12 protein-coding genes are annotated in these 11,815 nt (G+C 59.1%); 9 read left to right on the top strand and 3 right to left on the bottom strand.

The features are described 5' to 3' along the window. The first annotated feature begins 19 nt into the window (after nucleotides 1-19). Nucleotides 20-787, top strand: a complete 768-nt coding sequence (locus KSS97_RS04975) for a GntR family transcriptional regulator (RefSeq protein WP_030139769.1) — start codon at nucleotides 20-22, stop codon at nucleotides 785-787. 117 nt (nucleotides 788-904) lie between these two features. On the opposite strand, the gene smpB is transcribed toward KSS97_RS04975, so the two are convergent. Further along, entirely contained in the window at nucleotides 905-1,387 is a 483-nt protein-coding gene (gene smpB / locus KSS97_RS04980) for an SsrA-binding protein SmpB (protein WP_030139770.1), read from the bottom strand. A gap of 118 nt (nucleotides 1,388-1,505) precedes the next feature. Between smpB and KSS97_RS04985 the strand changes: the two genes are divergently transcribed. Genes KSS97_RS04985 through KSS97_RS04995 form a run of 3 tightly spaced genes read left to right on the top strand, consistent with a single transcriptional unit; the run spans nucleotide 1,506 to nucleotide 3,659 of the window. Then, entirely contained in the window at nucleotides 1,506-2,909 is a 1,404-nt protein-coding gene (locus KSS97_RS04985) for a sodium-dependent transporter (protein ID WP_030139771.1), read from the top strand. Nucleotides 2,910-2,916: 7 nt separating this feature from the next. Further along, nucleotides 2,917-3,360, top strand: a complete 444-nt coding sequence (locus KSS97_RS04990; RefSeq protein WP_030139772.1) for a type II toxin-antitoxin system RatA family toxin — start codon at nucleotides 2,917-2,919, stop codon at nucleotides 3,358-3,360. Then, nucleotides 3,357-3,659, top strand: a complete 303-nt coding sequence (locus tag KSS97_RS04995; RefSeq protein ID WP_217861233.1) for an RnfH family protein — start codon at nucleotides 3,357-3,359, stop codon at nucleotides 3,657-3,659. Before KSS97_RS04990 ends, KSS97_RS04995 begins: the two co-directional genes overlap by 4 nt. A 58-nt stretch (nucleotides 3,660-3,717) precedes the next feature. Here the strand turns inward: KSS97_RS04995 and KSS97_RS05000 are convergent, their stop codons facing one another. Further along, nucleotides 3,718-4,245: an outer membrane protein assembly factor BamE gene (locus KSS97_RS05000; protein ID WP_030139774.1), complete on the bottom strand. Its 528-nt coding sequence runs from the start codon at nucleotides 4,243-4,245 to the stop codon at nucleotides 3,718-3,720. Between the two features lie 97 nt (nucleotides 4,246-4,342). Here KSS97_RS05000 and fur point away from each other — a divergent pair, with 97 nt between their 5' ends. Continuing rightward, complete coding sequence (gene fur / locus KSS97_RS05005) at nucleotides 4,343-4,747, top strand: ferric iron uptake transcriptional regulator (RefSeq protein ID WP_030139775.1); 405 nt, start codon at nucleotides 4,343-4,345, stop codon at nucleotides 4,745-4,747. 76 nt (nucleotides 4,748-4,823) lie between these two features. On the opposite strand, the gene recN is transcribed toward fur, so the two are convergent. Continuing rightward, nucleotides 4,824-6,497, bottom strand: a complete 1,674-nt coding sequence (gene recN / locus KSS97_RS05010) for a DNA repair protein RecN (RefSeq protein ID WP_217861234.1) — start codon at nucleotides 6,495-6,497, stop codon at nucleotides 4,824-4,826. Between the two features lie 241 nt (nucleotides 6,498-6,738). Between recN and grpE the strand changes: the two genes are divergently transcribed. The 4 genes from grpE (at nucleotide 6,739) to dapB (ending at nucleotide 11,629) form a co-directional block, all read left to right on the top strand. Next, nucleotides 6,739-7,305, top strand: a complete 567-nt coding sequence (grpE, locus tag KSS97_RS05015) for a nucleotide exchange factor GrpE (protein ID WP_181287537.1) — start codon at nucleotides 6,739-6,741, stop codon at nucleotides 7,303-7,305. A gap of 101 nt (nucleotides 7,306-7,406) precedes the next feature. Continuing rightward, the gene (gene dnaK / locus KSS97_RS05020; protein WP_030139778.1) at nucleotides 7,407-9,323 is read left to right on the top strand and encodes a molecular chaperone DnaK; all 1,917 of its coding nucleotides are present in this window, start codon (nucleotides 7,407-7,409) and stop codon (nucleotides 9,321-9,323) included. A 365-nt stretch (nucleotides 9,324-9,688) separates the two neighbouring features. Then, nucleotides 9,689-10,813 (top strand): molecular chaperone DnaJ, encoded by a 1,125-nt coding sequence (gene dnaJ, locus KSS97_RS05025; RefSeq protein WP_030139779.1) that lies wholly within the window; start codon nucleotides 9,689-9,691, stop codon nucleotides 10,811-10,813. A 9-nt stretch (nucleotides 10,814-10,822) separates the two neighbouring features. Continuing rightward, a complete protein-coding gene (gene dapB, locus KSS97_RS05030) occupies nucleotides 10,823-11,629 on the top strand; it encodes a 4-hydroxy-tetrahydrodipicolinate reductase (protein WP_198797620.1) in 807 nt (268 codons plus the stop codon). The last annotated feature ends 186 nt before the right edge of the window (nucleotides 11,630-11,815 follow it).

The raw sequence follows: 11,815 nt of genomic DNA on the forward strand, positions 1-11,815 counted from the left end.
GATCGTGGAGAATTGAGTTATGGGGTTTGATCAGATTCGTCAGCGCCGTTTGTCTGACGATATTGTCGAGCGGCTTGAAGGCATGATCCTCGAGGGCACGCTGAAGTCAGGTGAGCGCCTGCCGGCCGAGCGGACCCTGGCCGAGCAGTTCGGCGTATCACGCCCTTCGCTGCGTGAAGCGATCCAGAAGCTGACGGCCAAAGGCTTGCTGATCAGTCGCCAGGGCGGCGGCAACTATGTGGTGGAGTCGCTGGGCTCGACCTTCAGTGATCCGCTGCTGCAGCTCTTGGAAAGCAATCCCGAAGCACAGCGCGACTTATTGGAGTTTCGTCATACCTTGGAAGCATCCTGCGCTTATTACGCAGCACTGCGCGCTACGGAAGTCGACCGCGAGCGACTGACGACCGCGTTCGAAGCGTTGCAGGATTGTTATTCGCGCCACGAAGAAGTGAGTCGGGCGGAGGAGGGTGCGGCGGATGCACGTTTCCACCTGGCGATCGCCGAGGCCAGCCATAACGCTGTCTTGCTGCACACCATTCGCGGACTGTTCGACCTGCTCAAGCGCAACGTGGTGACCAATATCGGTGGCATGTACAAGCAGCGCAGCGAGACGCGCGACATGCTGATCAGTCAGCATCGCGAGCTGTATCAAGCCATCATGGACGGGCACGCCGAGCTGGCGCGGGAAGTCTCCAGCCGACATATCCTGTATGTGCAGGAAGTCCTGGAAGAGGTGCGGCAGGAAGTGCAGCGGATGGCGCGGGCGGAGCGGCGCAAGGGGATCTGATCATGATTGTTGAATCTGTGGGAGCGAGCCTGCTCGCGAAGACGGTCTGTCAGACCCATCTACAGCGGATGTGACGACGCCATCGCGAGCAAGCTCGCTCCCACAAAGATCGAGGGCTTAGTCTTCCTTGCCCTTGTTGCGCACCGCGCGCTGCAACTCGCGACCGGCGTCGCGTTCGCGTTCGGTATCGCGCTTGTCGTATTCCTTCTTGCCCTTGCCCAGGGCAATTTCACACTTGATCAAGTGCTTGCTCCAGTACAGCGACGTGCAGACGCACGCATAACCCTTCTGCTGCACGGAAGCAAAGAGCTTCTCCAGCTCGCGCTTGTTCAGCAGCAGCTTGCGCGACCGCACTGGGTCGGCAATGACATGGGTGCTGGCGGTGGTCAGCGGCGTGATATGACTGCCGAGCAGCCACGCTTCGCCGTCCTTGAGCAAGACATAACTGTCGACCAGTTGCGCCTTGCCGGCACGCAAACTCTTTACTTCCCAGCCGGCCAGGACCATGCCAGCCTCGAAACGTTGTTCGATGAAGTAATCGTGTCGCGCCTTTTTGTTTTGCGCGATGGTCCCTGTGGGGTGTTTCTTCTGTTTAGCCATAGGGGCGGCATTATAGGCAGTTGCGTGCGTGTCGGCTACGGTGAAGCGGTGTGCTTGAGCAGGTTGCGTGAATCCCGGACAATGCGGCCTCTTTTTTGAACGCTTGGGCGTGATCACGATGTCGACAGACAAGGTTTCTGTCCACGGCAGTTGGGCTAGCCGCTGGGTCTTCATACTCGCCGCGACCGGTTCGGCCGTGGGCCTGGGTAGTATCTGGAAGTTTCCGTACATGGTCGGCGTCTATGGCGGCGGAGCTTTCGTATTGATGTTCCTGGCGTGCATCGTCCTCATCGGCGCGCCGGTGATGCTGGCGGAAACGTTGATTGGTCGTCGCGCCCGACAGAGCCCGGCCAACGCCTTGAAGGTGTTGGCGGTAGAGGCTGGGCACTCGCCGAAGTGGTCATGGGGCGCGTTCGCCGGGATGATCACGGCGTTGCTGATCCTGTCCTTCTACAGCGTGGTGGGTGGCTGGTCGCTGGACTACATCATCGACATGGGGCGTGGGGATTTCCAAGGTGCGACGCCCGATGAGGTGGGGGCCTACTTCGGCAATGTGATCGCCGATCCGTGGAGGCTGACGCTTTGGCACACACTTTTCCTGGTGCTCTCTGCCGTGGTGATTGCCCGAGGCGTGGTCGCCGGGCTTGAGCGCAGCCTGCGGATCATGATGCCACTCCTGTTCGTGATGATCCTGGTGTTGCTGGGCTACAGCATGACCACGGGCCACTTCATGGAAGGCGTGCATTTCATGTTCGACTTCAAGCCGGAGAAAGTCATGGATGGCTTGTTGCCGGCCATGGGCCACGCATTTTTTTCCCTCAGCGTGGGAGTCGGCTCGATCATGATCTATGGCGCCTACATGCCGAAGAATGCGTCTCTGACCAAGACCGTTGTCGGGGTCGCGTTGCTGGACACCTTTGTATCGTTGTTGGCTGGGGTGGCATTGTTCCCGATTGTGTTTGCCGCCGGCCTGAACCCCAGCGAAGGGCCGGGATTGATGTTCGTCAGCCTGCCTTTTGCCTTCGGCAGCATGGCGTTCGGCCAAGTCATGGGGGTGGTGTTTTTTGTCCTGGTGGCTATCGCAGCCTGGAGTTCAGCCATTTCCCTGCTTGAGCCGATGGTGGCTTATCTTGTGGAACGAACCCGCCTGAGCCGCGCCTGGGTCACCTTCTGGCTGGCCTTTACTTGCTGGTTCGTGGGGCTGGGCACGGTTTTTTCCTTCAATATATGGAAGCAGGCAAAGTTTTTCGTGAACGAAGACGGCCTGTTCCACCTCTACCAGTGGGGAGCTGCCGGGGGACTGGATTTCTTCGGAGTGATTGATTTCTTTACATCGCGGATCATGCTGCCCTTGGGAGGTTTGTGTTTCGTGGTGTTTGCAGGGTGGGTCATGGGGCGCGAAGCCGTACGTGACGAGTTGTCGCTGCGCAGTCCGGTGCTGTTCGCCCTGAGCCTGTTCTTGATGCGCTATGTGGCGCCCATCGGCATTCTTGTAGTGTTTGCCGCCCAGCTGTGGAAGTGACGCTTGCATGACGACACATATTCAACGCTCGGCCTTGCTGCCTTATCCGGCGCAGGCGCTCTATGACCTGGTCAACGACGTGGCGAGTTATCCGCAGTTCCTGCCGTGGTGCTCGTCCGCCGAGGTGCTCGAAAGCTCCGAAACCCATATGCGCGCCAGTCTCAATGTCGCCAAGGGTGGATTGAGCCAGCATTTCGTCACTCGCAATACCTTGGTGCCTGGACAATCCATCGAGATGAACCTCGAAGAAGGCCCTTTCAATCAGCTTCATGGCGTATGGGTGTTCAAGCCGCTTGGCGAGAAGGCCTGCAAGATCAGCCTGGACCTGTCATTTGATTATGCCGGGCCACTGGTACGTGCGACGCTGGGCCCGCTGTTCAATCAGGCGGCCAATACCCTGGTTGACGCGTTTTGCCAGCGGGCCAAGCAAAACGCCGAGCTCAAGCGTTGATCGAGATAGAAGTGGTGTATGCCGCTACCGATCGCCAGGTCTTGCGCTCATTCAAGGTCGACGAAGGAACGTCTGTTCGCGCCGCATTGATCGTGTCGGGCGTTGCCGAGGAGTTTCCGGAGCTGGACCTGACCACTTGCCCTGTCGGGATTTTTGGCAAAGTGGTTGCCGATCCGGACCGGCAGGTGGTCCAGCCGGCGGATCGGCTTGAGATTTATCGACCTTTGCTGGCTGATCCGAAGGAAATTCGGCGCCTGCGTGCGGCCAAGGCCGCCCAGGCGCGTCAGGCGGATCAATAGCCGGACTGAATTGCAGGCATGAAAAAACCCGGCATGCCGGGTTTTTTCTTGTCGCGATTTATTGCGGTGACGTATCCAGTGGCTCCGGAGTCGGCACAGGCACGGTCTCGACTTTGTCCACGTCTTTCTGGATCTGATCCAGCAGCGAACCTGGCTTGGCCGGTTTTTCCGGTTTTGGCTGTTCGGCGTTCTGGGTCGGGTCGGTCACGGTCGTGCCGCTGTCCTTGCCCATGATGGCTTCATCGCGGCTTACGCCCGGCATGAAATCACCCGACAGGCTGACAAGCTGATCATTGGCATTGAAGATAACGCTGATGCGTTCTTGTTGCCGCTCACCGCCACCTGGCTGCAAGCTGTACAGGTAATCCCAGCGATCGGCATGGAACGTGTCGGTCAGCAGGGGGTTGCCCATGATAAACCGTACTTGCCGACGGGTCATTCCCGGGCGTAACTGGTCTATCATGTCCTGCGTGACGACATTGCCCTGCTGGATGTCGATTTTGTAAACCCCGGGGAATGAACAACCGGCGAGTGCGAGCAGTCCCACGAAGGTGAAACTGGTTAGCAAGAGCTTGGTGTTTTGCATCGGTGGGCGACTTCCACTATCTTGGCTGGGACAACGTAAACGCCGATCATACCCGCAATAAGAGAAGCTGCGAAGCAGCATCGCGAGAAAGCTGACCATGGTTGAAAATAGCGAACTACGCAAAGCCGGCCTCAAAGTGACCCTGCCAAGGGTCAAGATTCTGCAAATGCTCGATTCCGCAGAGCAACGCCACATGAGTGCCGAAGACGTCTACAAGGCGCTCATGGAAGCTGGCGAGGACGTCGGTCTGGCCACGGTTTACCGTGTTCTGACTCAGTTCGAAGCTGCGGGGCTGGTGGCTCGTCATAATTTTGATGGCGGTCATGCTGTCTTTGAATTGGCTGACGGTGAACACCATGACCATATGGTGGATGTGGAAACCCGTGAAGTTATCGAGTTCGTCAGTCCTGAAATCGAGAAGCTGCAAAAAGCGATTGCTGAGGAGTATGGTTTCGAGCTGATCGATCACCATCTCGTCTTGCACGTGCGCAAGCGCAAATAAGCTCGTCGCGGGATTTAAATACTCCCAAAACGAAAGAAGGCGACCCTCGGGTCGCCTTCTTGCTTTGCGGTGTCCTTTAGATTTTTGCCGCGATCACCATTTTCTTGGCGTGCGCCAAGGACTCCTTGGTCAGGTCGATGCCCCCCAGCATCCGCGCCACTTCTTCCACGCGTTCATGCTTGTTGAGCTTGGACACGGCGGTGCGAGTAGCGTCTTCACCGCGCACCTTGTGCACAAACAGGTGCTGGTGTCCCTGGGCTGCGACCTGGGGCAGGTGGGTAACGGTCAGGACCTGGCCGCGTTCGCCCAGCCTGCGGAGCAATTGGCCGACAATTTCCGCTGTCGGACCGCCGATCCCTACGTCCACTTCGTCAAATACCAATGTAGGTACTCGTGAGGTTTGTGCGGTGATGACCTGGATAGCCAGGCTGATGCGTGACAGCTCGCCCCCGGACGCCACTTTGGCCAGCGCCTTGAGCGGCTGCCCGGGGTTGGCGCTGACCAGCAGCTCGACCTGTTCCAGTCCGTTGGGCAGGAGTTCGTCGCCGGCGTTGGGGTGCAGCTCGATGGTAAAACGCCCGCCTGGCATGCCCAGCCGCTGGATTTCCTGCTCCACGGCATTGGCCAGCCCTGTCGCGGCCTGGCGGCGCAGTTGGCTGAGCTCAGTGGCTTTTTCCTGATAATGACGCGCGTAGGACGCCAGTTCGTCGCCGAGGCGCTCGATGGATTCATCATTGGCGTTCAGGGTTTCAAGTTCTTCCAGCAGGCGTTGCTGCAGCTCGACGACATCGGTCGGCTGGACGCGGTGCTTGCGGGCGAGCGTGTAAATGGTATCCAGGCGTTCTTCGAGGTATTGCAGGCGTGCCGGGTCGGCGTCGAAATGATCGAGGAACCGGTTCAGCTCGCCGACGGCTTCCTCGACCTGTATCTGTGCGCTGGTCAGCAGGTTCGTTGCTTCGTTCAGGGCGCCTACGGAGTTGCTGACGCTGGATAGCCGGTTCAGGCTCGCTGTCAGGGCGTTGAGCACATTGCCTGAATCGCTTTCGCTGCACTGTTCAACGACCTGGCGGCAAATACCCAGCAGCGCCTCGGCGTTGGTCAGGTTCTTGTGTTCCTGTTCCAATTCCTCCAGCTCGTTTTCACCCAGGGCCAGGTTCTCCAGCTCTTCCAGCTGGTAGCTCAACAACTGGTGACGAGCGCGCTGTTCGTCGCCAGAGTTGGAGAGGCGATCCAGTTCCTGCCGGGTTTGCCGCCAGCGCTGGGCGGCCAGTTGAACCTGGCGCGCCAGGTCTGTGGCGCCTGCGTATTCGTCGAGCAGTCGGCGATGGGTATCGGTCTTGAGCAGGGATTGATGTTCATGCTGGCTGTGAATATCAATCAGCAGCTCACCCAGGGCCTTGAGGTCGCCCAATGGGCAGGGCGTGCCATTGATATAGCCTCGGGAGCGGCCCTCGGCGGTGATGACCCGGCGCAGGATGCACAGGCCATCGGTGTCCAGGTCGCGTTCGGCCAGCCACGTGCTGGCTTCGGGAATATCGATCAGGTCGAAGGTTGCCAGGATGTCGGCCTTGTCCGCTCCGGGACGCACCACGCCGCTATCGGCACGGTCGCCCAGCGTCAGGCCCAGGGCGTCGAGCATGATCGACTTGCCCGCGCCGGTTTCACCGGTAATCACGCTCATGCCCCGATCGAGTTCGAGGTCGAGATGTTCGACGATGGCGTAGTTGTGTACGGACAGGTGCACCAGCATAAGGCCGCTCCCAGGCTTTAGGTCTGGTTATTTATACAGTGTTTTGTTTCGGCCTGACAATGCCTGCGCTTAGCTCGATTTGCTTGGGACGGCGAAATTCTTAGTGCTTCAAGGAATGACCATGCTGCTGCCTTTTGTAGGGTTAATTCGTCAGATGACCCTTGAAGCTTGAAAACCCGGCCCCATATACCGGGGCAGAAGCGCGAGTCGAGCTCGCGGACGAAGTTGAAAGGAGAAATCTATGGCTGACGAACAGACGCAGGACACGCAAAATCTAGACGCCAATCAGGCTCCCCAGGACTCGGGTGAAGACCTGTCGGCACGTGTACAAGTGCTCGAGGAGCAACTGGCCGGTGCGCAGGATCAGGCGTTGCGTGTAGCCGCCGACCTGCAGAACGTTCGCCGTCGCGCCGAGCAAGACGTAGAGAAGGCCCACAAGTTTGCCTTGGAACGTTTCGCCGGCGACCTGCTGCCGATCATCGACAGCCTGGAGCGCGGTCTGGAACTGTCCAACCCGGACGACGAGAACATCCGTCCGATGCGTGAAGGCATCGAGCTGACCCTGAAAATGTTCCAGGACACCCTCAAGCGCTATCAGCTTGAAGCGATCGATCCACACGGCGAACCCTTCAACGCCGAACATCACCAGGCGATGGCGATGCAGGAAAGTGCGGATGTCGAGCCAAACAGCGTGCTGAAGGTTTTCCAGAAGGGCTACCTGCTCAACGGCCGTTTGCTGCGCCCGGCCATGGTTGTGGTCAGCAAGGCGCCAGCTCCGGTTTCGCCTTCTATTGATGAGCAGGCTTGAAATCGGGCGCAACGGCCCCATTAAGAAGTCAAGCGTTTAAGTACTACCGCAGTTAGCCACCACTGCTGCGGCAACAAAATTCAAGTTCCGGGAGAGTTAACATGGGCAAGATTATCGGCATCGACCTGGGGACCACCAACTCGTGCGTCTCCGTGCTGGAAAACGGCAAGGCCAAGGTTATTGAAAACGCTGAAGGCGCGCGCACCACGCCGTCGATCATCGCATACGCCAACGACGGCGAGATCCTGGTGGGCCAGTCCGCCAAGCGTCAGGCTGTGACCAATCCGCATAACACCCTGTACGCGGTCAAGCGTCTGATCGGTCGCAAGTTCGACGAAGAAGTTGTTCAGAAAGACATCAAGATGGTGCCTTACAAAATCGCCAAGGCTGACAATGGCGACGCCTGGGTTGAAGTGAACGGCCAGAAAATGGCCCCGCCACAGATCTCGGCAGAAATTCTGAAGAAGATGAAGAAGACCGCCGAAGACTATCTCGGCGAAGCGGTGACTGAAGCGGTCATCACTGTCCCTGCCTATTTCAACGATAGCCAGCGCCAGGCGACCAAAGACGCCGGCCGCATCGCAGGCCTGGACGTAAAACGTATCATCAACGAACCTACCGCGGCGGCTCTGGCCTACGGCATGGACAAGGCCAAGGGCGATCACACCGTGATCGTTTATGACCTGGGTGGCGGTACTTTCGACGTTTCCGTGATCGAAATCGCGGAAGTCGACGGTGAGCACCAGTTCGAAGTGTTGGCCACCAACGGTGACACTTTCCTCGGTGGTGAAGACTTCGACATCCGCCTGATCGACTACCTCGTCGACGAGTTCAAGAAAGAAAGCGGCATGAACCTCAAGGGTGACCCGCTGGCCATGCAGCGCCTGAAAGAGGCCGCTGAAAAAGCCAAGATCGAACTGTCCTCGAGCCAGTCGACCGACGTGAACCTGCCGTACATCACTGCAGACGCTACCGGTCCTAAGCACCTGAACGTAAAAATCTCCCGCGCCAAGCTCGAAGCGCTGGTGGAAGACCTGGTTCAGCGCACCATCGAACCTTGCCGCATTGCGATGAAGGATGCCGGTATCGACGTGGGTTCGATCAACGACGTGATCCTGGTCGGCGGTCAGACCCGTATGCCACTGGTGCAGAAGCTGGTTACCGATTTCTTCGGTAAAGAAGCTCGCAAGGATGTGAACCCTGACGAAGCCGTTGCCATGGGTGCAGCTATCCAGGGCGCCGTTCTCGCCGGTGACGTGAAAGACGTTCTGCTGCTGGACGTAAGCCCGCTGACCCTGGGTATCGAAACCATGGGTGGCGTGATGACAGCGCTGATCGAGAAAAACACCACGATTCCTACCAAGAAATCCCAGGTGTTCTCGACTGCCGATGACAACCAGAGCGCCGTGACCATCCACGTTCTGCAAGGCGAGCGCAAGCAAGCTGCCCAGAACAAGTCCCTGGGCAAGTTCGACCTGGCCGAGATTCCACCGGCACCACGTGGCGTGCCACAGATCGAGGTGACCTTCGACATCGACGCCAACGGCATCCTGCACGTCGGCGCGAAAGACAAGGCGACCGGCAAGACCCAGTCGATCGTGATCAAGGCCAACTCCGGTCTGTCCGAGGAAGAAATTCAGCAAATGGTCCGCGATGCTGAAGTCAACGCCGAGGAAGACCGCAAGTTCGAAGAGCTGGCAAGCGCTCGCAATCAGGGTGACGCTCTGGTGCACTCGACTCGCAAGATGGTTGCCGATGCTGGCGAGAAAGTGACCGCTGAAGAGAAAACCGCTATCGAGGCAGCCGTGGTTGCCCTTGAAGCGGCTGTCAAAGGTGACGACAAGGCGGCCATCGAGGCGAAGATCGAAGAATTGTCGAAAGTCTCCGCTCCAGTGGCTCAGAAGATGTACGCCGAACAGGCTCAGCCAGCTGAAGGCGCCGCGCAGCAAGGCGAATCGGCTGAAAAAGCCGACGACGTCGTCGACGCTGAGTTCGAAGAAGTGAAAGACAACAAGTAATCGCTTGTTGGTCGGCCGGTTGACTGCATTTGTGCGGTGGCTGGTAGGATGTCGCCGCGCGGGAGCTTGCTCCCGCGTTGGCGTGTCTGGAGCCAGCGAATTTTTACAACATGCGACAGTGTTCGGGTGTTGGCGGTGTGTTCGGGAATGCTCCTGCTTTTCGGGCGATGAGCACCGCATTTTGGCCGGGGCCCTGGCTGAAAGATTTGGATTGTAGGAGACGTCGCGCAGGCACTTTTCCTACAAAGCCTACGACCAGGATCGTTGAATTGACGTGAGTTGGGTCCGGGCCTGTATTGGGGCTCAACGAGTTTGGCAAGGTTCAGGAGAGGTTTGCCGAACGTCCTATAAGAGTGCAAAGACTAATGGCAAAGCGTGATTTTTACGAAGTATTGGGTGTCGAGCGCGGTGCCAGCGAGGCAGAGCTGAAAAAGGCTTATCGTCGCCTGGCGATGAAGCATCACCCGGACCGTAATCCCGGCGACAAAGCGTCGGAAGAGATGTTCAAGGAAGCCAACGAGGCTTACGAAGTCCTGTCCGACTCCAGTAAGCGCGCGGCCTACGACCAGTACGGTCATGCCGGTGTCGACCCAAGCATGGGCGGCGGTGGCGCCGGTTTCGGCGGCCAGAACTTCTCCGACATCTTCGGCGATGTTTTCAGCGATTTTTTCGGCGGTGGTCGCGGCGGTGCCCGTGGTGGCGCCCAGCGTGGCAGTGACCTGCGCTACACGCTGGAGCTTAACCTGGAAGAAGCGGTGCGCGGCACGACGGTCAATATCCGTGTCCCGACGCTGGTCAACTGCAAGCCGTGCGATGGCTCGGGGGCCAAGAAGGGTTCCTCGCCCGTGACCTGCCCGACCTGTGGCGGTATCGGCCAGGTTCGCATGCAGCAGGGCTTCTTCTCGGTCCAGCAGACCTGCCCGCGGTGTCACGGTCAAGGCAAGATCATTTCCGACCCGTGCGACTCCTGCCACGGCGAAGGGCGCGTCGAAGAATACAAGACGCTGTCGGTCAAGGTGCCGGCCGGTGTCGATACTGGCGACCGCATTCGCTTGTCTGGCGAAGGCGAGGCGGGGGCCCAGGGCGGCCCGACGGGCGATTTGTACGTCGTGATCAATGTGCGCGAGCACGCGATCTTCCAGCGCGACGGCAAGCACCTGTTCTGTGAAGTGCCGATCAGCTTTGTCGATGCAGCCTTGGGTGGCGAGCTTGAGATCCCGACCCTCGACGGTCGCGTCAAGCTGAAGATCCCTGAAGGCACGCAGACCGGCAAACAGTTCCGGATTCGCGGCAAGGGCGTCGCGCCAGTGCGGGGCGGCGGTGCGGGCGACCTGATGTGTCGTGTGGCGGTGGAAACCCCGGTCAACCTGAGCCGGCGCCAGCGAGAGTTGCTTGAGGAGTTCCGCAGCTCCCTTGCGGATGACAACAGCCACTCGCCAAAAACCACTGGCTGGTTCGAAGGCGTGAAGCGCTTCTTCGGCGATCTCTAAGGAGTCCGCATGCGACGTATAGCAGTGATGGGCGCCGCCGGGCGCATGGGCAAGGCGTTGGTCGAGGCGGTGCAGCAGCGTTCGCCGCTGTCGGGACTGACGGCTGCCATCGTCCGGCCTGACAGCACCCTGGTCGGAGCCGACGCTGGCGAATTGGCCTCGATTGGGCGTATCGGCGTGCCGATGTCCGGTGGACTGGAAAAGGTGATCGACGAATTTGACGTCCTCATTGATTTCACCTTGCCGGAAGTCATGCTGAAGAACCTTGCCGTCTGCCGCAAGGCAGGCAAGGCCATGGTTATCGGTACGACCGGTCTGGATGCGGCCCAGAAGCAGTTGCTGGCCGAAGCTGGCAAGGACATTCCAATCGTGTTTGCGGCGAATTTCAGCGTGGGCGTGAACCTGTCGCTCAAATTGCTCGACTTGACGGCGCGGGTCCTGGGTGACGATGCGGATATCGAAATCATCGAGGCCCATCACCGGCACAAGATCGATGCGCCTTCGGGAACGGCCTTGCGCATGGGTGAAGTAATTGCCGATGCGCTGGGGCGGGATCTGCGGCAGGTCGCCGTGTATGGGCGCGAGGGGCATACCGGTGCTCGCGAGCGCGACACCATCGGCTTCGCGACCGTGCGTGGTGGTGACGTGGTGGGTGACCATACCGTGTTGTTCGCCACCGAAGGCGAGCGCCTGGAGATCACCCACAAGGCGTCGAGCCGGATGACCTTCGCCAAGGGCGCCGTGCGTGCCGCGTTGTGGCTGGATGGGCGCGAGCCTGGTTTGTACGACATGCAGGACGTTCTCGACCTGCGTTGATGTCCCTGGAGGCGGGGTTCAGGTTATACTGAGCCCCGTTTTACACCGCCTCGCGACGACCTGTCGCATTCCCCTGCCTTTAAGGCTCATTAGCGGTGGACCAAAAAAGCCTTTTTCTGTAAGCTACAGCTTTAGTGTGTCCACTAAAAGCGCGCAGAATAATTCAGTGAACAAGCGGGGTGACGT

It is taken from the genome of Pseudomonas alvandae (assembly GCF_019141525.1).
Taxonomy (GTDB): Bacteria; Pseudomonadota; Gammaproteobacteria; order Pseudomonadales; family Pseudomonadaceae; genus Aquipseudomonas; species Aquipseudomonas alvandae.